We start from the raw sequence: 20335 nt of genomic DNA on the forward strand, positions 1-20335 counted from the left end.
CCTGCGGCATGTGCCGAATTGGCATACCACACACTCGCGACGAAAGATATCGGAGCCTTCCGCAAGATTCCGGTCCAGGACGAAGCGATACCACCATGTCCGGGCATGACGCACAACGGTCCGCCCCCTCCGTGCGGCGCGGAGGGGGCGGACGGTGGGTCGGGCGCGCTGCCCGGCGATCAGCCGTGGGGAGGCGACCGCTACTGCTTCGGCGCGCCGACCGGCTTTCCGTCGGGCGCGACGGCGTACCACGTGCCGCCGATGCCCTGACCGTTGGTGTCCCCGGGGTTCTTGTCACCGGAGAAGGTGTAGACGGGCCAGCAGTTGAGGGTCTGCTGCTTGACGCCGTCGGGCCGGGTGAAGCTCATCAGGCCCTTCTTCTGCACGCCCTTGGTGTCGTTCGTGTCCACCGGGCCGACCGCCGGCCACTTCTCCAGGCAGGAGCCGGTGCATGCGGACACGGGCTTGGGCCAGGCCTCGTCCTTCATGAAGCGGTAGACCGTGTGGCCGTTCTTGTCCACGACGATCTCACCGAGCTCGGGGTCGTTGCGGGTGGACAGTCCGGGCAGGGAGGCGAGCGTGGCCTTCTTGCCGTCCGGGGCCAGCGCGTACCACTTGCCGCCGACGCCCTGTCCGGCGATGTCCCCGGCCTTGGTGTCCTTCGCGTAGCGGTACGCGGGCCAGCCGCCGATGGTCAGCTGCTTGGTGCCGTCGGCCCGGGTGACCTCGCCGAGCAGGGACTTGTCGACTCCGGCGCCCGCGGTGGCGTCGTCCGCGGGCACGGGCGGCCAGGTCGTGGCACAGGCTCCGTCGCAGTTGGACTTGGGCGGCTCGGCGGTGTCCGCGTCGAAGCGGTAGAGGGTCAGGCCGGCGCCGTCGGTCAGCACCTTGCCCAGTTCCGGGTTCTGGGCGACGGACAGCTTGCCCGCGGCGGAGGTCTGGGTCGCGGAGCCCTGGCCGTCCGCACCGTAGCCGTTGCTGGGGCTCGCGCTCGCGGCGGCGCCCACGCTCCCGTAGTCCCCCGCCGCCGCCGTCGCGCCGACGTTCTGGGTGCCCGCCGACGTGGCGTTTTCCTGACCGCACGCCGTCGTCAGCGCCAGCACGGCCGCAGCGCTTGCCACGAGTGAGGCGCTCCGCCAGGAGGTCTTCATCGTCAACTCCCCGAAATCACATGGGTGTTGCAGCGCCCTGCTGCGCCGCCGCACGACACTGGGTACGCATGGAGCACGCGGTTGTGTTCAACCGCGGCACGAATTTCTTTCCGGGATCCGTGAGCCGGTGCGACATCCCGCGCAAGTGTCCACGACGAAGACATGTGGGCATGACCACCGCCAAACCGGTACAGCCCACGCATCCTCCCTTCGGGTCAACCCGCCCGGCGCGGCCGCATGCGACACCCCGCGGCGGCTCATGCTCTCCGTCGTGCATCGACCCGAACCGTCCCGATCCGGCCGCGCCGCGCGGACGTTGGCGTCGGCGACGCTGACCTGGCTGCTGCTGGGCGCCCCGGCCGGCGCCGCGTCCGCCGACGCCTGCGCGTACGCGTCGACCGGGCCGGGCGGCACCACCGCGGTGGCGGTCGCCGGAAGCGGCACCTGGCCGACGGCCTGGCCGACGCTCCCGGCCTGCCCGAAACCCCCGCCGACGCCCGCGCCGACCACCCCGAGCCCGACGCCGACACCCACGCCGACCAGGAATCCGGCCCCGCCCCCGAAGCCCCCGCCGACTCCGCCGGCCCGGCCGGCGCAGCCGCGGCCCCAGCCGCCCCCCGCTCCTCCGCCACCCACGCCCACGCCAACGCCACCCGCACCCGCGCCGCACCCGTCGGCGCCCGCTCCGAGACCCGCCCCGCGGCCCGCGGCCACACCGGCCCCGCGCCCGTCCGCGACTCCGGTGAGCTACCCCCGGTACCGGGCGCAGCCGCCCCGGCGGCCTCCCCACCACCGCCGGTCGCCCGTCACCTACGTCCTGCTCATCACCGCACCCGCCGTGATCGCCGTCGCCGCGCTGCGGCCGCGCTGACCCTCAGGAGGCACGTCTTGCCGGATTGGCTCGTTCTCACCCTCGCGATGCCGGCCGCCTGCGTCGCGGTGGTCGCCGTCACCCTTCTGCGCCACCGCACCGCCGCCGTCGACGAGGATCCCAGCGAGACCCCGGACGTCATCGAGTACATGACGATGTGGATCGGTGTGGTGTACGCCATCGTGCTGGGCCTGGCCATGGCCGGCGTGTGGGAGTCGCGCAGCGCCGCCCAGGACCATGTCCGCAGCGAGGCCGTCGCCCTGCACGAGATCTCCGAGCGCGTACGGGTCTACCCGGCCGGCGTCCGCGACCGCATCCGCGGGGACGTCGACGCCTACGTGGGGTACGTCGTCGGCACCGAGTGGAAGGCGATGGCGGACCACCACCGGGTCACCGGGCGCGGCAGCGAACTGCTCGGCCGCGTCCGCCGGGACGTCACCGACTACCGGCCGAGGACGGACTTCGAGGCCCAGGCCTACCAGCCCCTGGTCGACCAGGTCGCCGCGGCGGACGAGGCGCGCAGCGCCCGCGCCGACTCGCAGGGGGCGACGATGCCGGGGGTGGTGTGGTTCGGGCTCATCGGCGGGGCCGTGGTCACCGTGGGGATGGTGTTCGCGCTGCAGATCCGCAGCACCGCCCGCGAACTGGCGCTGGCCGGGCTGTTCTCCGCGCTGATCGCCTTCCTGCTGTTCCTCATCTGGGACTTCGACGCGCCCTACAGCCGGGGCCTGCCCGCGTCGGCCTCCCCGTTCCTGCACCTCTTCCCCCACGTCTCGGGCTGACGGACCCGCCCCGGCGCACCACGGGCACCCACGCGCACACCGAAGCACCACGGGCACCCACCCCCGCACCGGCACCCGCCCCGGGCGGGCACGCGGCCGGACACTCCGGCCGCGTGCCCGCCGGACGCACCGGACCCCCGGTCCCTCGAAGGGGAGCGGGGGTCCGGGGGTCCGGTGCGCCGGAGGGTTCAGATCTGCCGCTCCGAACGGCGGCGCATCCAGAACAGCCCGCCGCCGATGACAGCGGCCGCCACCAGCCCACCGCCGATCGCCAGGTCGGTCGGCGTCGCCCCACTGGAGCTGCTGCCGCCGAGGCCGCCGCGGACACCGCCGATGACGGTGAACGCGGCCGGGTTGGTCAGGGTCTTGCCGCCGCAGTTGACGGTGATGCTGTGCGTTCCGGTCCTCGCGTTGTTGCTGATCGTCGCCGTACCCTTCGCGGTCGTGCCGTCACGGCGGAAGCCGTCACCGTGCATCGAGCCGTCGTCGCGAATGGGTGTCAGCGTGACCGGCTGGACGAAGGCGTCCGAGGTGGCGGTGCCGCCGGTGGGGCAGCCGTCGACGGTGATGGTGAGCTGTCCCCCGCGGGCGATGACGCTGGGCAGGGCGACGATGTTGCTCGGGTTGATGTTCATGCCGTCCCGCGCGACCGCCGCCGGTGCGGCGAGCCCGAGGGCGGCGACCGCGGCGGCAGAGGCAGCCAGGGCACGAGTAGTACGCATGTGATCCTCCGCGGAAGACGCCCCGGGGCCCGTCCCCGGTGGATCGGCGAGAAAGCGCCTCCCGGAAATGACCCTCAGTTGCCGCGTGCGCGCCCGCATTTCGGGGATGGTCCGTCCTGGTGAGACAACACGCCGGGCGATGACCGCGCAATCGGATATCGGCGCAGGTCACGGACCGTCAGAAATTTCCTGTGCTCGGCAACTCGGATGGCTCACCGGGGAAGTGCGGGGCCACCCGTTCGCCTCTCCCCCGTCGCCGGTTCCGTGCGGCGGACATAGCTTTCTCGTATGCGCGAATGACGCGGCGACGGCCGCGTCGAGAGGGGAAGTCGAATGTCTGCGTTCGAGCTGGCCGAGGACGAGGAGGAGCTGCGCCCGAAGAGGCGTGCTCCTTGGGGCGTGATAGCGCTGGTTCTGCTGACCGGCCTGGCGCTCATTCGGAATGGTTCGGGGGAATTCGACATGGGTCCGCCGCAGCCCGCCTCGGCGGCCGCCGCGGACGGTCGCGTTCCCTCCGCCGCCCCCGCCTCGGTCCAGCCGCTGCCGTACTCCGCCCCCGACCGGGTGCGGATCCCGGCCATCCAGGTCGACGCCCCCGTCATGCCGGTCGGGCTCGACGTGGACGGCTGGGTGGCGGCACCGCCGCCGGAGGATCCCAATCTGGCGGGCTGGTTCACCGGCGCGGTCACCCCCGGCGAAAAGGGCACCGCGGTCGTGGTCGGCCACGTCGACAACCTGCAGGGCCCCGCCGTTTTCTACGGCCTGGGGGCCCTGAAGAAGGGAAATCACATCGAGGTCGCCCGCCAGGACGGAAAGACGGCCGTGTTCGAGATCTACGGCATCGAGGTCTTCGCGAAGAGCAACTTCCCCGGCGACCGCGTCTACGCCTCCAAGGGCACCCCGGAACTGCGGGTCATCACCTGCGGGGGCGGCTTTTCCAAGCAGAACGGATACGACGGCAATGTCGTCGTCTTCGCCCGCCTGACCGAGGTCCGCTGAGCGTTCCCCCGGCCGGGCGGGCGGAATCGGGATCACACGGCGTGCCGTCGCGGCACGGTGATGTGATAGCCGGAATTCAGCAGGTACGGCAGATAGTCGCGCAGCGCGCGGACACTCTGCGAGCGGTCGCCCCCGGCGTCGTGCGAGAGCACCACGACGCCGGGGGCGGCGCCGTGCTCGACCCGGTCGACGATGGCGCGCGTGCCGGGAGTGGTCCAGTCGAGGGTGTCGATGCTCCAGGCGAGCGGCTCCATGCCCAGTTCGGCGCCGATCTGGAAGACCGCGCGGTTCCAGGCGCCGTAGGGCGCCCGGAACCAAGCGGGCCGTTCTCCGCAGGCATCCTCGATGACGGCGCTGGTGCGTTCCATCTCCGAGCGGATCCCGGCGCGGCTCAGCTGGGTCAGCTGGGCGTGCGACCAGGTGTGGTTGCCGATCACGTGACCGGCGTCCGCCATCCTGGCCAGCAGATCCTTGTTGTAGGAGGCCATCTCCCCGCACACGAAGAACATCGCGTGCACGTCGTGCTCGGCCAGCACGTCCAGGACGCGCGGCGTGTACCGGGGGTCGGGTCCGTCGTCGAAGGTCAGCACCATGGTGCGGCCGGGTCCGGGCAGCCGCAGGAACGGCTCGTGCCGCACCACGGTCGGGCGGGGCGCGGCGCGCGGCGGGCCGTATCCGGTCAGGGGTTGGAGGCGGTAGGCGGACGGCTTGAGCGCCTCGCGGGCCCGCCGGGCCTGGGGGCCCGCCGGGCCGGCGACGGGAGCGGTGGACCCGGCCGGCGAGTCGCCTCCGCCGAGGGTGAGCACGCCGACCGTGCCGGCCGCGCCCAGCGCGGCGGCTCCGCCTGCGAGCAACAGCCCTCGTCGGGTGAGCAATTGATCCTTCTTCATGACTCATCAGTCGACCGGCCGTAGCCGGGCGCACCCCACCTACACCGATGCGGCGGTAGGAAAGCACTCACCCGGCTCAAGTATTCGGGTCATACGACGAACGCCGTCTTCCGTTCGGGTGAGGCGGGTTGGCCACACCCGGGAGGCGGAGGCCGCGCGGGGACGGTGACGAGGGGGCCGGAGACGGTGACGAGGGGGCCGGAGACGGGCAGTTCACGCGGGCCGGGGAAGGGGGCGTCGACGCCCGGTCTCGTCCCCTCCGGCGAGGCCGCGCGCCGACGGCGACGGCAGGCCCACGGTGATAGCGGGCCGCGGCGCGGTCTACGGGTGCCCGTTTCACCGGAGTTCGCGCATGGGCGGGGCGACGGGCCCCGCCGGCGGTTCTCCGCGGCGCAGGGGCGTACGGTCCGGCGGCCGGCCCCCGGTCCCCTGGCGTCCCGGTGCGCGCCGCGTGTGCCCCTCCTCCGGGGAGGATCCCGCGTGGCGGCCGGACCTGCGGCTTCCGCTAGCCTCGAAGCCGTGACGGAACAGCACTCGCACCAGTTCGAGCGGGGCACGGACGGGCCGAAGGTCATCGTGGTCGGCGTCCACGGCTCCGACTCCTCGCTCCGTGCCGCGGCGTACGCAGCCGGTCTGGCCAGGCGGCAGCACGCGCTGCTCGCCGCCGTGTACGTCCAGCCGGTCATGGCGGCGGGCGCGGCGACGGGGGCGCCGGTCGCCGACACGACCGACGAGATCGCGGAGGACCTGGTCAAGCAGATCCGGGAGGCCTCCCAGCGGCTCAAGGGGCTGTACGAGGTGCGCTGGGAGTTCCACACCTTCCGCGGCGACCCCTACACCGGCCTGGTGAAGGCGGCGGACGACCTGAAGGCGGACGCGGTGGTGGTGGGCGCCTCCGAACAGGCCGGCCACCGGATCATCGGCTCGGTGGCGGTACGGCTGGTGAAGGCCGGGCGCTGGCCGGTGACGGTCGTGCCGTGACCGGGCGCCGCGGAGCGTGGGCGGGAAGTCCGGCACGATCCGGCTGGACTCCTCCGGTCGCTCCATGTCCCCGCCGCACGGCCCCGCCGCCGCCCCGCCTCGCGGCCACCCCCGCCCAGCGGCCCCGCTAACGCGCCATCACGAGCCCGTCCTTCGCGGCGCCCCGGCTGAGCACCACGTCCCGGATCCGGTCCCGTACGCCCTGCAGCCCGGCGCCCTGGGCGATCGCCCGGTTCAGGTCGACCACCCGCCCGGCGTCCACGTCGAACCACTGCGGGACGAACTCCGCCTTGGTCACCTCCCAGCGCCCGCCCGGCCGGGCCGGCGGGGCGAAGGTGAAGCGGGCGACGCTCGACTGGTTGCCGCGCGGGTCCTGGGCGCCCTCGTGGTTGACCATCTCACCGGCGATCTGGTCGCCCATGCCGTAGACCACCCAGGTGCCGTTGACCTTCTCGTACGCCTGCGGGACGTGGGCGTGGGTGCCGAGGACCAGGTCGATGTCGGGGCGGCCGCCGGTGCGGGCGGCGGTGAGCTGCCGGGCCACGGTGAGCTGCTGCAGGTCGGGCTCGTCCTGCCACTCCGTGCCCCAGTGCACCGACACCACGACCACGTCGGCGCCCGCCCGGCGGGCGGCCCGGGCGTCCGCGACGATCCGGTCGCCGTCGATCAGGTTGACCGCCCACGGCTCGCCCTGCGGCAGCGGAATGCCATTGGTGTCGTAGGTGTACGAGAGGTGGGCCACCTTCGCCGTGCCCGCGCGCAGGACCGTGACGGCGTGCGCCTCCTCCTCGGTGCGGGCCGAGCCGGCGTGCCGGACACCCGCCCGGTCGAGGGCGTCGAGGGTACGGCGGATGCCGTCGGCGCCGTCGTCGAGGGTGTGGTTGGAGGCGGTGGAGCAGCCGTCGTAGCCGGTGTCGGCGAGGGCTTGGGCGACCTCGGGCGGGGACTTGAAGGTGGGGTACCCGGTGTAGTCGCCGTTCGCGCCGTACACGGTCTCCATGTGACACAGCGCCAGGTCGGCGCGGGAGACGACGGGCTTGATGCCGGCCAGCATCGGACGGAAGTCGTAGGCGCTGCCGCCGCCGTCGAAGCGGGCGCGCTCGATGATCGAGCTGTGCGGGAGGACGTCGCCGGAGGCGACGAGCGTGAACCCCTTGGTGACGGCGGACGGGGCCGGGCGTCCGGCCTTCACGGCCGGCGTGTGGTGCTGGGACTGACAGGCGGCGCCCGCGGCGAGCAAGGCCGTGAGGGCCAGGGCAACCTGTCGTCTGCGTGCAATCATCAGCTCACCCCACTGTGGTCATATTTACCCACGAATAGGTACGAAGCTGGCGGCCTTCCCAAACGGCCCGCGCCCCCCGATTAGCCCGTCCGGCGCGCGGACGGGGGTGCTCCGGGGATGCCCCGGAGGTGACCGGAACCGAACGGCCGGAGCGGAGGGAACCGTTCATCGAACCGTTCGTCGACGCGATCGACCGTCCGTCGCAGATCCCGGTACGGACCCTGTCCCGCGACCGCGCCCTGCGGTGCCATACGCGCATGACGGCCGTAACCACAATGACGAACGGGACGACCGCCGAGCACGAGATCGCCGCACTGCAGCGCGAGCACGGCCGGCCCCTCTTCGCCCTGCTGACAAGGCTCTGCGACGGCGACCGGCAACGCGCCGAGGACCTGGTGCAGGAGACACTCGTCCGCGCCTGGCAGCATCCCGAGGCGCTGCGCGCCGACGCCTTCGAGTCCGTACGGCCCTGGCTGCTCACGGTGGCGCGCCGGCTGGCCATCGACGCGCGGCGGGCCCGGCAGGCGCGGCCCGCGGAGGTCGGCGACGCCATCCTGGAGAACGCCCGGGTGTGCGCGGATCACGCCGAACGGGCGGCCGCGGCCCTCGATGTGCGGGAGGCTGTGAAGACACTCACTCCCGAACACCGTGAAGTCCTGGTGCTCGTGTACTTCCAGGGGGCGAGTGTGGCGGAAGCCGCCGAAACCCTCGGGATCCCGCCCGGTACCGTGAAGTCCCGCGCGTACTACGCGCTGCGCGCCCTGCGCCGGGTGCTTCCGGGTTACGCGGCCGACCTGCGCTGAAACCGAAGCCTGGGTCAAACCTCGGTAAAGCGCCTTGCTGAGGACCCCGGTTGAGTAATCGGCTGTCTTCATCCGTGTTCCGGACTGGGGGGGCCACGGGTTCCCGAGGGGGCCCGCGGCCGGGCGACGCGCACGCACCGGAGGAAGGCAGGAAGGGATGCTGCACAGAGGTCAAGAGGGCACGGACGGCACCGGCGACGGCGAACTGGCCGTCCCCATGGCCTGGTTGTACGCCGAGTACATCGCCGACGAGTTGTTGCGGACCGGCGATCTGATGCCGCCCACGTCCTTCGAGTTCCGCGCCGGACGCGACGCGCTCGCGCTGACCATCTTCCTCTCGGACACCGACCGCGAGCTCTGCGGCATCCGGGTGGTCTCGCAGCTGGAGACCTGGATGTCGCTGACCGCGTACGACCAGCCGTGGCAGGACTGGGTGCGCGAGGGCATGGCGCGGCTCGCCGCCGAGGCCGCCGAGCCCGGCGGCCCGGCACCCGACCTGGAGCTCGCGGAGGCGGCCTGGCGCTGGCTGGAGGAGACCGAACTGCTCGCGCCCGACCTGAACGCGGTCCCGGGCGGCGCCGCGGGGGCGGGTGAGGACGAGGGCCCGAAGGTGTGGACGAAGGCGTGGCAGCTCGGGCTGCCCCTCGGCCACCTCGCCATCCATCTTTTCTAGATTTTTTCCGCCCGGGACCAATCCGCGGGCCGGACCGCTCCGAATACCGGGGTTCTGCGATTCCTCGTGTGCCTTGAGTGATTCGGCGGTCTGGTCCGTACCGATGGGAGCAACGAGTAACCCCACCCGCACCCAACGGCACGAGGATTCGGCATGAGGTCCCTGGAGAGGCATCGCGACGTCGCCGCGTACGCGCTCGGCGTGCTGGACGAGGCGGATGCCTTCCGCTTCGAGGACCACCTCATGGAGTGCGCGCGCTGCGCGACTCACGTGACCGAGTTCGGCCCCGCCGCACGGCAGTTGATGCTGTACCGGCGGGCCACTCCGCGTTTCGTGCACCCCATGGCCCAGCCCGGTCCCCAGCTGCTGAACCGGCTGCTCGGCGCGGTGGCCGCCCGCCGCCGGGCCACCCGCCGGCGCCTGCTGTACGCCGTCGCCGCCTCGGTGGTCGCCGCCGTGGCCGGTCCCGGCATCGTGATGGCCGCGGCCGACGGCAACGACGACGACCAGGTGCGGATCGCGGCGACCGACCAGCGGTCGGGGGTCTGGGCGCAGGTGACGGTCGCGGACGAGGAGTACGGCACCGAGCTGGAACTCCAGGTGAAGGACGGCGCGGGCCCGCACTCCTGCCGCCTCGTCGTCGTCGCCCGCGACGGCTCCGAGCAGACGGTGACGAGCTGGACGGTCCCCGGCCCCGACGCCCGCCCGAACACCGTGCAGGGCACCTCGCCCCTGCGCAGCGACGACATCGCCCGCTACGAGGTGCGCACGGCCCAGGGCGAGCACCTGGTGACGCTCGAGCCGCGGTAGGCGCTCCGCTGGAGGTGCCGCGCCGTGCCGGCGAGCGGGCCTGCGGCGGGGCGGGCGTGCCGCACCGTCGTGGCCGGCCGCGCGGTTCCCGCGCCCCTTCAGCCGCTTCGGCTACTTCAGCAGCCGGGACATCCTCCGGTCCGCCAGTGGTCTGCCGCCCGTCTGGCAGGTGGGGCAGTACTGGAGGGAGGAGTCGCTGAAGGAGACCTCGCGGACGGTGTCGCCGCAGACCGGGCAGGGCTCGCCGGTGCGGCCGTGGACGCGCAGGCCGCCCTTCTTCTCCGCCTTCAGGCGGCCGGCCGCCACGCCGCGGGAGCGCTCGACCGCCTCGGTGAGGGTGGTGCGCAGCGCCCGGTACAGCCGCGCGGTCTCCTCGGGGGTGAGCGAGGCGGCCACCTTGTACGGCGACATCCTCGCGGCGTGCAGGATCTCGTCGCTGTAGGCGTTGCCGACGCCGGCGACGAGGCTCTGGTCGCGCAGGGCGCCCTTGAGTCGGCGCCGTTCGGACGTCAGCAGGGCGGCGAACGCCTTCTCGTCGAAGTCGGCCGCCAGCGGGTCCGGCCCCAGGCGCGCGATGCCCGGGACCTCGCGCGGGTCGCGGACGACGTAGACCGCCAGGCGCTTCTGGGTGCCCGCCTCGGTGAGGTCGAAGCCCTCGCCGGTCTCCAGCGCCACCCGCATCGCGAGCGCGCCCTTGCCGGGGCGCGGCGGCCCGTCGGGGAGCCGGTCCCTCCACTGCAGCCAGCCCGCGCGGGCCAGGTGGGTGACGAAGTGCGGTCCGCCGTCGGTCTCCAGGCCGAGGAACTTGCCGTACCGGTGCACGGCCGCCACCTCGCGGCCCTCGACGGCGGCGAGCGGCGGGTCGTACGTCTTCAGGACGCTGACGGCGACCGGCAGCACCCGGACGATGCGGCGACCGGACAGGTGCTGGGTCAGGAAGTCCTTGAGCGCTTCGACCTCGGGAAGTTCCGGCATACGTCCAGAGTGCCACCCAGCCCCGAGGCCGCCAGGCGGGCCCGGTCGAGGCGCCGACCGGGCCCGGCCACACCGCCAGGCAGACCGGCCACGGCACCGGACGGGCCCGGCCACACCGCCAGGCGGCAGGCGGGTCCCGCCGCGACATGGGACGGACCCGGCCTCACCGCCAGGCAGATCCAGCCACACCGCCAAGCGGCGGGTTCAGTGGTTGTCCCGGACCGCGAACTCGCACCACACGCACTTGCCGCCGCCCCGTGCCTCCACCCCCCACGCGTCGGCGAGCAGGTCGACCAGGAGCAGGCCGCGCCCGGAGACGCCGGACTCGCCCGCGTCCCGGCGGCGCGGCAGGGCGCTGGAGGAGTCCTCGACCTCGACGCGCAGCCGGCGCCCGCTGCCGATGAACACCCGCAGGGTGACGACCGCGGAGCCCTCGGTGTGCATGAGGACGTTCGTGATCAGCTCGTCGCTGACCAGTTCGATCTCGTCGGCGCGGTTCCGGCCGCCCCACACGCGGACCGCCGCCCGGATCATGCGCCGCGCCTCGGTGAGGGCCCCGGGGTCGCCGGGCGCCACCTGCTGCTGGAGCCGGCCGCCCGACTGCGGGGTCTCCAGGCCGCGGCGGCGCAGCAGGAGCAGGGCCACGTCGTCGTCGCCGCCGCGTTCCTCGGCGACGTCGATCAGGCGGTCCGCGAGGTCCCGTACGTCCTCGGGGCCGCTGCCGACGAGGGAGACCAGCGTCCGCATGCCGTCGTCGAGGTCCGCGCCCGGCTGTTCGACCAGGCCGTCGGTGCACAGCACGAGCGTGGTTCCGGGGTCCAGTTCCAGCGTCCCGACGGGGTACGCGAGGCTGTGGAACTCGGCGGACAGGCCGAGCGGCAGGCCCCCGTCGACGAAGACCCGGCGGCAGCCGCCGTCGGCGTCGCGGATCAGCGGGTCGATGTGGCCGGCCCGCACCACCTGCACGACCCCGGTCGACAGGTCGGCCTCCGCGTACAGGCAGGTCGCGAAGCGGTCGGTGTCCAGTTCGTGCAGGAAGACGGAGGCGCGGGCCATGACGGTGGCCGGGGTGTGGCCCTCGGCGGCGTACGCGCGCAGCACGATCCGCAGCTGGCCCATCACGGCGGCCGCGTGCGTGTCGTGGCCCTGGACGTCGCCGATGACGGCGCCGACCCGGCCTCCCCCGGAGGGGGTGCCCCCGGGCAGCGGGATCAGGTCGTACCAGTCGCCGCCGATGTCCCGGCCCAGCGCGGCCGACCGGTAGCGCACGGCCACGTCGGCGCCGCGCACGCTGGGGATGGTGCGCGGCAGCATCGCCTGCTGCAGTCCGGTCGCGAGGTCCTTCTCCCGCTCGTAGAACATGGCCCGCCGCAGGCTCTGCGCGATGCTGCTGCCGAGGGCGAGCAGGACGTTGCGGTCCTCGGGCGAGAAGCCGCTCCGGCCGCTGTAGAGCACGCCCATGACGCCGATCGGGCGGGCCTGGACGATCAGCGGGAGGTACGCGGCGGCGGTGATGCCCAGGCCGGCGATGTGGTGCCACAGGACCGGGTAGCGCTCGGCGAACTCCTCCGGCGACTCGATGAACCGGGGGGTGAGGGTGCGCACGACCTCACTCGTCGGACAGGGGTCGTCGAGACGGACGACGCGGGCCTCGGGCACGGCGCTCTCCGCGGGACCCTCGGCGATCACCCGGACGTGGTCCGCCTCCACCAGTCCCATCACCAGGCTGGTGGCGCCGAGGTGGGTGAGGCCGTGGGTGTCCTTGACGACGTCGATGACGTCCTGGACCGTGCGGGCGTGGGCGAGGGCGGCCGTGGTGAGCTGGACGACGTTGGTCTGCTCGCGCCGGGCCGCGTCCCCGGCGGTCTGCTCGCGGCGCGCCTCGCTGTCGGCGAGTTCCTCGGTGGCGTCGCGGACGATGCCGACGATCCGGCGCGGGCGGCCCGTCCCGTCGCGCCTGATGTAGCCCTGGGTGTGCGCCCAGCGCAGGCTGCCGTCCCGGCGGCGGATGCGGAAGTAGGCGCCGTAGTTCTCGCTGCCGTCCTTCATGGACCGGGCGACCAGGGCGTCGAGCCGGTAGGCCTCGACCGGCGGGACCCGGACGGAGAGGCTCTCGGGGTGGCCGTCGTACTCGTCGGGGCGCAGGTCGAAGACCTCGTGGGCCTGGGCGTCCATGTGGAGCAGACCGGTGTCCAGGTCCCAGTCGAAGCCGCCCATGCGGTTGAGCGCCAGGATCGGGTCCGGATGAGCGGGCCAGTCGTCCGGAAGGGAAAGGGCGCTCGCTCCCCGATCAGCCATGAGGCCACTTTGCCAGTATTCGCCCGTTTCTTCGACCGGGTGGAGGGCTTCGCCGTCATTGCCCTTCCCCTGCGCCCGCCCCGGCCGCCCCGCCCACCGGGTTACGCGGGCACGCCCCGGTCACACGGACGGTGACAGCGGGTTCGGACGGGACAATGGAGTGAGGAGCGCACGGCCGTGGACTGGTTCACCGCACCCGACTACTGGCTGAGCCGGCTGGTCTTCCAGCGGGCTCTGGCCGGCGTGTACCTGGTGGCGTTCCTGACGGCGGCGCTGCAGTTCCGGGCGCTGCTCGGCGGGCGCGGCATGCTGCCGGTGCCCCGCTTCGTCGCGCGGGTGCCCTTCAAGCGGGCCCCGAGCCTCTTCCACCTGCACTACTCCGACCGGTTCTACGCCTCCTGCGCCTGGACGGGGTGCGCGGTCTCCGCCGCGCTGGCCGCCGGGCTGGACTCGCTGCTGCCCCTGTGGGCGGGGATGCTGCTGTGGCTGGTGCCCTGGGCGCTGTACCTGTCGATCGTGAACGTCGGCCAGACCTGGTACGCGTTCGGCTGGGAGTCGCTGCTGCTGGAGGTCGGTTTCGTCGCCGTCCTCCTCGGCAACGACGAGGTGGCCCCGCCGGTCGTGGTGCTGTTCCTGCTGCGGTGGATCCTGTTCCGCGTCGAGTTCGGCGCGGGTCTGATCAAGATGCGCGGCGACGAGTGCTGGCGGAGGCTGACCTGCCTGGACCACCACCACGAGACACAGCCGATGCCCGGCCCGCTGAGCTGGTTCTTCCACCACCTGCCGAGGCCGCTGCACCGGGTGGAGGTGGCCGCGAACCACGTCACGCAGCTCGTCGTGCCCTTCCTGCTGTTCACCCCGCAGCCGGTCGCCACGGCCGCGGCCGCGCTGATGATCGTCACCCAGTTGTGGCTGGTGCTGTCGGGCAACTTCTCCTGGCTGAACTGGATCACCATCGTGGTCGCCCTGCCCGCGGTGCGGTTCCCGGCGCACGCGCCGTCCGTGCCCGGCGCCCCGCTGTGGTACGAGGTCGTGGTGCTCGCGGTCGCCGCGCTCCTGCTGGGCCTGAGTCACCGCCCGGCCCGCAACATGCTCTCCCGCCGCCAGGTCATGAACCGGTCCTTCGACCCGCTCCATCTGGTCAACACCTACGGGGCGTTCGGCAGCGTGAGCCGGGTCCGCCACGAGGTGGTGATCGAGGGCACCGCCGACGACGTGCCGCGCGAGGACTCGGACTGGCGGGAGTACGAATTCCGGGGCAAGCCGGGCGACCCCGGGCGCTGGCCGCGCCAGTTCGCCCCGTACCACCTGCGTCTGGACTGGCTGATGTGGTTCGCCGCGCTCTCCCCGGCGTACGCCGGCTCGTGGTTCGGCGCCCTGGTGGAACGGCTGCTGGAGAACGACCGCGACACCCTGCGGCTGCTGCGCCGCTCCCCCTTCCCCCCGGACCGGCCGCCCCGGTTCGTCCGCGCCCGCCTCTTCCGCTACGAGTACACGGACTGGCGCGAGTTGCGGAAGACGGGCGCGTGCTGGCGGCGGACGTACGTGCGGGAGTACCTGCCGCCGACGCGGCTGGCGGAGGCGGCGCGGAGATCCTGAACCCCGGCGGGACGGTGACCGGGTGCGGGCTGTGCGCATGTGTCGGCTGTGAGCGTGAATCGCCGGACATGACCGGGCAGTTCGTGTGAGGCTTTGCCCATGTACTCCGAAGACCCGCTGGCCGACCGGCTGCAGCTCGACCGGCCGCACTCGGCCCGTGTGTGGAACTACCTGCTGGGCGGCAAGGACAACTACGCCGCCGACCGGCAGGCCGGTGAAATGATCCTCCAGATGTTCCCGGACATCGCCCTGCTTGCCCGGCTCCAACGGCGCTTCCTGGTAAGGGCCGTACGCCATCTCGCCGGCGAGGCCGGGATACGCCAGTTCCTGGACGTGGGCACCGGCCTGCCCACGGTCGACAACACCCACGAGGTCGCGCAGCGCATCGCCCCCGAGAGCCGGATCGTCTACGTCGACAACGACCCCCTGGTCCTGGTGCACGCGCAGGCGCTGCTCACCAGCACGCCGGAGGGCGCCTGCGCCTACCTCGAAGCCGACGTGCGCGACCCCGAGGGCATCCTCGAGGCGGCGTCCCGAACCCTGGACTTCAGCCGACCCGTCGCGCTGACGATGCTCGGCATCCTCGGGCAGATCCCGGACTCCGACGACCCCGGTTCGGTCGTCTCCCGCTTCCTGGACGCCCTCCCGCCGGGCAGCTACCTCGCCCTCGCCGACGGCACCGACACCAGCGAGGCGCTCAACCAGGCGATCGCCGTCTACAACGCCAACTCCGCGAGTTCGTACCACCTGCGCAGCCCGGAGCGCATCGCGGGCTTCTTCGACGGCCTCGAACTCGTCGAGCCCGGTGTGGTCCCCACCTCGCAGTGGCACCCCGACCCGGTCGACGTGGGCCGCGCCCCGTCGGACGTCGACGCGATCTGCGGCATCGGCCGCAAGATCTGAGAGTCGCGCAGAGCCGCGCGCGGAGGGGCGCCCGCGATACGGCGCCGCCCCTCCGCCGCGCCTCCCCCGCCCGGGCGCCGTCCGGCGACGACCTGTCACCGGGGCCGTGCGGCGCGGGTGCCCCGGCCGGAGGCAGCGGCGCCGGGGCGCCGTCGGGTCACAGGCGGAACAGCGCCCACACCACCTTGCCGCCGCCGGTCCGCGGGCTCCACCCCCAGGTGTCGCTCAGCGCCGAGATGACCTGCAGGCCGCGCCCCGACTCGGCGAACTCGTCCGGCTCGGTCGGCATGGGGACCCGGTCGCTGTCGTCGGTGACGCCGCACACGGCGCAGGACAGGCGCTCCCACACGGCGACCCACAGCAGCGGTTGCGGGTCGGTGTCGCGGCCGGGCGGCCGGCCGTAGCGGAGGGCGTTGCTGACCAGTTCCGACACCGTGACCGTGACGTCGTCGAGGCGTTCCGCCGACGCGTTGTGTTCGAGCGCGGACCGCGTGAAGTCCCGCGCCACGTGCGCGGACCGGGGCACGGGCGGCACCAGGAGTACCGAACACCGGGTGGGGACGACGGCGTTGCCGGGCGCGACGGAGAGCGGATGCGGCTCCCCCGGCGCCGGGCGTCCCATGTCGTCGACGGCGTGGCACAGCCATTGCCAGGTCGCCTCGATCCGCAGCGAGTCTGCCGGTCGTACGACTTGCTCAGCGGACATCGCAACCCCTGAAACCGTGCCAAGAGAACTACGGAACGCGTCTACTCCCGTGCGAACTATCGTGCTCCGTCCGTTAGTTCGAATGCAAGTGCATCGGCAATTACCGCTGCAATTGCAGATGATCTTGCGAGCGTCATCGCCGTGGCGCTATCGTCCCGCACGACACCCCTTGGATGCAATTGACGATGCAATTGCATCGGATCTTGGGTCCACCGCCTGTGACTTCATCTCGAAGAGGCTTTGGATGCACCACGTGAGCAACGGCATGCCGGCGACCCTGCTGAGCGGAGTGGCCTGGCGCAAGAGCCATCACAGCAACCCGGAGGGCAACTGCGTCGAGCTCGCGGCACTCCCGGACGGCAGCGTCGCCATGCGCAACTCCCGCCACCCCGAAGGTCCCGCGCTCGTCTACACCGGCGCCGAGATCTCCGCCTTCGTCCGCGGTGTGAAGGACGGCGACTTCGACGGGCTGCTCCCCGGCCACTGAGGACGGCCGGCTCCGCGGACGGCCGGCTCCGCGGAGGGCCGCCTCCGCGGACGGCCGGCGGAAGCCCGGCCCGAACTCCCGGCCCGCTTTCGGCCCTTCACTCCCCGCAGCCGTACGGCCTCAAGGTGCTACCCTTCTTGGTCGAGTCCCGGACCATGCATATGCCAGCCGGTACGGCGGCCGAGGGGATGGACATGACTGCAGCTCAGCCGGAACCCGTTCCCTCCGGCCAGGAGGTCCTGAGCCTTCGGCGGGGCGGCCCGACCGTGCAGCGCGTCGTGCTGGGCACCCGCCTGCGCCGCCTGCGCGAATCCCTCAACATCAGCCGGGACGCCGCCGCTTCGGCGATACGCGCCTCGGACGCCAAGCTGTGCCGTATGGAGCTGGGGCGGGTCGGCTTCAAGACGCGCGACGTCGCCGACCTGTTGACCCTGTACGGCGTCCACGACCCCGGCGAGCGGCAGGAGTTCCTCGACTCGGCACGCCGCGCCAACGAACCCGGCTGGTGGCGCGCGTACGGCGATGCCTATCCGAGCTGGTTCGAGCAGCACCTGGGCCTGGAGGAGGCCGCGTCCCTCATCCGGACCTACGAAGTCCAGTTCGTGCCGGGCCTGTTGCAGACGCCCGAGTACGCCGAGGCCGTCGTCCGGCTCGGCCCCCGCGTCGCCGACCCGGACGCCGTCGAGCGCCGTGTCGCGCTGCGCATGAGCCGGCAGGAACTGCTCACCCGTCCCGACGCGCCGCGGCTGTGGGTCGTGGTGGACGAGGCGGCACTGCGCCGGCCCCTCGGCGGGACCGAGGTGATGCGCGCCCAGCTGGAGCGCCTGATCGAGGCCGCCGCGCTGCCGAACGTCACCCTGCAGGTGCTGCCCTTCCACGTCGGCGGGCACGCGGCGGCCGGCGGGCCGGTCACCGTGCTGCGCTTCCCGGTGCCCGACCTGCCCGACATCGTCTACCTCGAGCAGCTCTCCAGCGCCCTGTACCTGGACAAGCCGGAGGAGGTCGACCACTACCTCGCGGTGATGGACCGGCTGAGCATGGTGGCGTCCCCGGCCGCCGAGTCGGTGGCCTTCCTGGAACGCGTCCTGAAGGAGATGTGAGCCCGCGACCTGCGGCATGACTCTCGACGCGGAGGCCGCGGCGGTGCAGAGTGCTGTGCGTACTCACGAGTAACGCAAGCACCGCACCCCGAGGAGTTCCCGTGACCAGCTGGGCCGGGCGGACCGCCGCCGAGATCGCCGCCGCCGTACGCGAGAAGCGGGCCACACCCAGGGAAGTGGTGGCCGAGCACCTGGCCCGGATCGAGCGGCTCGACGGCCGCGTCGGGGCGTTCCGCGTGGTGCGGGCCGAGGCCGCGCTCGCCGAGGCGGACGAGGTCGCCGCGCGCGCCGATCTCGCCGAACTGCCCCTGGCGGGCGTGCCGGTGGCGGTCAAGGACAACCTCGCCGTGCGCGGCGAGTCCAACCGCGTCGGCTCCGCCGCGACCCCGGACACGCCCGCCGCCGAGGACCACGTCACGGTGGCCCGGCTGCGGGCGGCCGGCGCGGTCGTCGTGGGGCTGACGAACGTGCCCGAACTGTGCGTCTTCGGCACCACGGAGGGCGTCCACGGGACCGCCCGCAACCCCTGGGACCTGTCCCGCACGGCCGGCGGCTCCTCCGGCGGCAGCGCCGCCGCGGTCGCCGCCGGGATGGTGCCCCTGGCCCTCGGCAACGACGGCATGGGCTCGCTGCGCATACCGGCCGCCAACTGCGGCCTGGTCACCATCAAGCCCGGACACGGCGCGGTGCCCGCGGGCGTCAGCGACGGCGACTGGTTCGGCATGTCCGAGAACGGCCCGTTGGCGACCACGGTCGAGGACGTGCGCCTGATGCTCGCGGTCCTCGCCGGCGCCGAGGAGACGCCGTCGGCCACGCCGGGCACACGCAGGATCGCCGTCTCGCTGCGCTCCCCGCTGACCGGCATCGTGATCACCAAGCCGTACGCGGACGCGGCCCGGGAGGCGGCCGGCGTGCTGATGAAGGCCGGGCACCAGGTGCGGCGCGCCGATCCGCCCTACCCGCTGTCGCTGAGCACGATGTCGCTCGCCCACTGGACGGCCGGCACGGCGGTGGACGCCCAGGGTCTCGATCCGCGGCTGCTGGCCAGGCGCACCCGGGTGCACGCGGCGGTCGGCCGCCGCTTCCTGAAGGGCGTCCGCACCGGCGACGGCCGGGACCGGCTGCGCCGCCGTCTGGAGCCGTTCTTCGCCGAGCACGACGTGCTGCTCACGCCCGCGCTCGCCCGGCGCTCCCCCAAGTCGGTCGCCTGGCACGAACGGGGCTGGCTGCCCAACCTGCTGGCCAACACCAACTACTCGCCGCTGACCCCTCCGTGGAACCTCACCGGCTGGCCGGCGATGGCGGTCCCCTTCGGCACGCTTCCCTCGGGCGCCCCCTGTGCCGTGCAGCTGGTGGGCCTGCCGGGCACGGAGGCGGATCTGCTGGCGCTGGCGGAGCAGTTGGAGAAGCTGCACCCGTGGCAGCGCACGGCGCCCCTGGCGCGGGAGGCGGACGAGCCCGCCGCGGCCGGCTGAGGCGGCCGGTCCCGCGGGCCGGGGCAGGCGGCCGGTCCCGCGGGGCAGGCGGTCGGAAAGGGGTGGCAGGCCGCGAGTACGCCGTGCTTGCATGACCGCATGATGTCCACCGACCGCCTGTTCGCCTTCGCGGCGCTGTCGCTGCTGTTGATCGTGGTCCCCGGGCCGAGCGTGCTGTTCGTGATCGGCCGGGCGCTGGCGCAGGGGCGCCGCGCCGCGCTGACCACGGTCGTGGGCAACACGCTCGGCGCCTATCTGCTCGTGGTGGCCGTGGCCGTCGGCATCGGGTCCGTCGTGGAGCGCTCGGTGCTGGTCTTCACGGTGCTGAAGCTGGCCGGCGCCGCCTACCTGGTCCATCTCGGCGTCAAGGCGTGGCGGCACCGCGGTTCCCTGCGGGCCGCGTTCGCCGGTGACGGGGACGGGGCGGTGGCCCACGGCGGACTGCGCACGTTCTGGGAGGGGTTCGCGGTCGGCGTGACCAACCCGAAGACCATCGTGTTCTTCGCGGCCGTGCTCCCGCAGTTCGTCGACCGTGACAGGGGTCACGTCGCCCTGCAGATGCTGCTGCTCGGGCTGGTGTTCAACGCCATCGCGCTCGCCTCGGACAGCGTCTGGGGCCTGGCCGCGGCCACCGCCCGCGACTGGTTCGCCCGTTCCCCGCACCGCCTGTCCATGGTCGGCGGAGTGGGCGGCCTCACCATGATCGGCCTGGGCGTGACCGTCGCCGTGACGGGCCGCAAGGACTGACCGCTGCCCGGACGTCCGCGGCGGCTTCTCCGACCCGCAGGGGCGTGGTACGGCACGCCCGTGCGGTCGGCGATCGCGAGG

Annotated in this window: 20 protein-coding genes; 13 read left to right on the top strand and 7 right to left on the bottom strand. The window is 73.1% G+C overall.

Going from position 1 to position 20335, the window contains the following annotated elements; all coding sequences use genetic code 11:
• Positions 1-200 precede the first annotated feature (200 nt).
• Positions 201-1151, bottom strand: a complete 951-nt coding sequence (locus tag ACH4ZX_RS15235; protein ID WP_398272296.1) for an SCO0930 family lipoprotein — start codon at positions 1149-1151, stop codon at positions 201-203.
• Between the two features lie 742 nt (positions 1152-1893).
• On the opposite strand from ACH4ZX_RS15235, the gene ACH4ZX_RS15240 reads away from it, so the two are divergent.
• Both ACH4ZX_RS15240 and ACH4ZX_RS15245 read left to right on the top strand, forming a co-directional pair.
• Entirely contained in the window at positions 1894-2022 is a 129-nt protein-coding gene (locus ACH4ZX_RS15240) for a hypothetical protein (protein WP_398272298.1), read from the top strand.
• 17 nt (positions 2023-2039) lie between these two features.
• A complete protein-coding gene (locus ACH4ZX_RS15245) occupies positions 2040-2804 on the top strand; it encodes a hypothetical protein (RefSeq protein ID WP_398272300.1) in 765 nt (254 codons plus the stop codon).
• Positions 2805-2992: 188 nt separating this feature from the next.
• Here the strand turns inward: ACH4ZX_RS15245 and ACH4ZX_RS15250 are convergent, their stop codons facing one another.
• Complete coding sequence (locus ACH4ZX_RS15250) at positions 2993-3526, bottom strand: hypothetical protein (protein WP_398272302.1); 534 nt, start codon at positions 3524-3526, stop codon at positions 2993-2995.
• Between the two features lie 333 nt (positions 3527-3859).
• Between ACH4ZX_RS15250 and ACH4ZX_RS15255 the strand changes: the two genes are divergently transcribed.
• Positions 3860-4525, top strand: a complete 666-nt coding sequence (locus ACH4ZX_RS15255; protein ID WP_398272303.1) for a class F sortase — start codon at positions 3860-3862, stop codon at positions 4523-4525.
• Positions 4526-4557: 32 nt separating this feature from the next.
• Here ACH4ZX_RS15255 and ACH4ZX_RS15260 read toward each other — a convergent pair whose 3' ends face one another.
• Positions 4558-5415 (bottom strand): polysaccharide deacetylase family protein, encoded by an 858-nt coding sequence (locus ACH4ZX_RS15260; protein ID WP_398272305.1) that lies wholly within the window; start codon positions 5413-5415, stop codon positions 4558-4560.
• A gap of 519 nt (positions 5416-5934) precedes the next feature.
• Between ACH4ZX_RS15260 and ACH4ZX_RS15265 the strand changes: the two genes are divergently transcribed.
• A complete protein-coding gene (locus tag ACH4ZX_RS15265; protein ID WP_398272307.1) occupies positions 5935-6396 on the top strand; it encodes a universal stress protein in 462 nt (153 codons plus the stop codon).
• 127 nt (positions 6397-6523) lie between these two features.
• Here the strand turns inward: ACH4ZX_RS15265 and ACH4ZX_RS15270 are convergent, their stop codons facing one another.
• The gene (locus tag ACH4ZX_RS15270) at positions 6524-7678 is read right to left on the bottom strand and encodes a CapA family protein (protein WP_398272308.1); all 1155 of its coding nucleotides are present in this window, start codon (positions 7676-7678) and stop codon (positions 6524-6526) included.
• 257 nt (positions 7679-7935) lie between these two features.
• Here ACH4ZX_RS15270 and ACH4ZX_RS15275 point away from each other — a divergent pair, with 257 nt between their 5' ends.
• From ACH4ZX_RS15275 to ACH4ZX_RS15285, 3 genes are all read left to right on the top strand, one after another.
• On the top strand, positions 7936-8481 hold the full coding sequence (locus tag ACH4ZX_RS15275) for a sigma-70 family RNA polymerase sigma factor (RefSeq protein WP_360750418.1): 546 nt from the start codon (positions 7936-7938) through the stop codon (positions 8479-8481).
• Between the two features lie 157 nt (positions 8482-8638).
• Positions 8639-9154 (top strand): hypothetical protein, encoded by a 516-nt coding sequence (locus ACH4ZX_RS15280; RefSeq protein ID WP_398272310.1) that lies wholly within the window; start codon positions 8639-8641, stop codon positions 9152-9154.
• Between the two features lie 153 nt (positions 9155-9307).
• Positions 9308-9964, top strand: coding sequence for a zf-HC2 domain-containing protein (locus ACH4ZX_RS15285; protein ID WP_398272312.1), 657 nt, complete (start codon positions 9308-9310; stop codon positions 9962-9964).
• Positions 9965-10075: 111 nt separating this feature from the next.
• Here ACH4ZX_RS15285 and ACH4ZX_RS15290 read toward each other — a convergent pair whose 3' ends face one another.
• Entirely contained in the window at positions 10076-10939 is an 864-nt protein-coding gene (locus ACH4ZX_RS15290; protein WP_398272313.1) for an Fpg/Nei family DNA glycosylase, read from the bottom strand.
• A 204-nt stretch (positions 10940-11143) separates the two neighbouring features.
• Complete coding sequence (locus ACH4ZX_RS15295; protein WP_398272315.1) at positions 11144-13237, bottom strand: SpoIIE family protein phosphatase; 2094 nt, start codon at positions 13235-13237, stop codon at positions 11144-11146.
• Between the two features lie 177 nt (positions 13238-13414).
• Here ACH4ZX_RS15295 and ACH4ZX_RS15300 point away from each other — a divergent pair, with 177 nt between their 5' ends.
• Positions 13415-14836, top strand: a complete 1422-nt coding sequence (locus tag ACH4ZX_RS15300) for a lipase maturation factor family protein (RefSeq protein ID WP_398272317.1) — start codon at positions 13415-13417, stop codon at positions 14834-14836.
• Between the two features lie 99 nt (positions 14837-14935).
• Positions 14936-15739, top strand: coding sequence for an SAM-dependent methyltransferase (locus ACH4ZX_RS15305; protein WP_398272319.1), 804 nt, complete (start codon positions 14936-14938; stop codon positions 15737-15739).
• Positions 15740-15896: 157 nt separating this feature from the next.
• Here ACH4ZX_RS15305 and ACH4ZX_RS15310 read toward each other — a convergent pair whose 3' ends face one another.
• The gene (locus tag ACH4ZX_RS15310; RefSeq protein ID WP_398272321.1) at positions 15897-16445 is read right to left on the bottom strand and encodes an ATP-binding protein; all 549 of its coding nucleotides are present in this window, start codon (positions 16443-16445) and stop codon (positions 15897-15899) included.
• Between the two features lie 244 nt (positions 16446-16689).
• Between ACH4ZX_RS15310 and ACH4ZX_RS15315 the strand changes: the two genes are divergently transcribed.
• The 4 genes from ACH4ZX_RS15315 to ACH4ZX_RS15330 all read left to right on the top strand — a co-directional run bounded on the left by ACH4ZX_RS15315 (position 16690) and on the right by ACH4ZX_RS15330 (position 20254).
• Complete coding sequence (locus tag ACH4ZX_RS15315) at positions 16690-16932, top strand: DUF397 domain-containing protein (RefSeq protein WP_398272322.1); 243 nt, start codon at positions 16690-16692, stop codon at positions 16930-16932.
• 194 nt (positions 16933-17126) lie between these two features.
• The gene (locus tag ACH4ZX_RS15320) at positions 17127-18032 is read left to right on the top strand and encodes a helix-turn-helix domain-containing protein (protein ID WP_398272324.1); all 906 of its coding nucleotides are present in this window, start codon (positions 17127-17129) and stop codon (positions 18030-18032) included.
• Positions 18033-18133: 101 nt separating this feature from the next.
• Positions 18134-19507, top strand: coding sequence for an amidase (locus tag ACH4ZX_RS15325; protein ID WP_398272326.1), 1374 nt, complete (start codon positions 18134-18136; stop codon positions 19505-19507).
• A gap of 99 nt (positions 19508-19606) precedes the next feature.
• A complete protein-coding gene (locus ACH4ZX_RS15330; protein ID WP_398272327.1) occupies positions 19607-20254 on the top strand; it encodes a LysE family translocator in 648 nt (215 codons plus the stop codon).
• Positions 20255-20335: the final 81 nt, after the last annotated feature.

Origin of the sequence: Streptomyces sp. NPDC020490 (assembly GCF_044335305.1) — a bacterium.
Classification (GTDB): domain Bacteria; phylum Actinomycetota; class Actinomycetes; order Streptomycetales; family Streptomycetaceae; genus Streptomyces.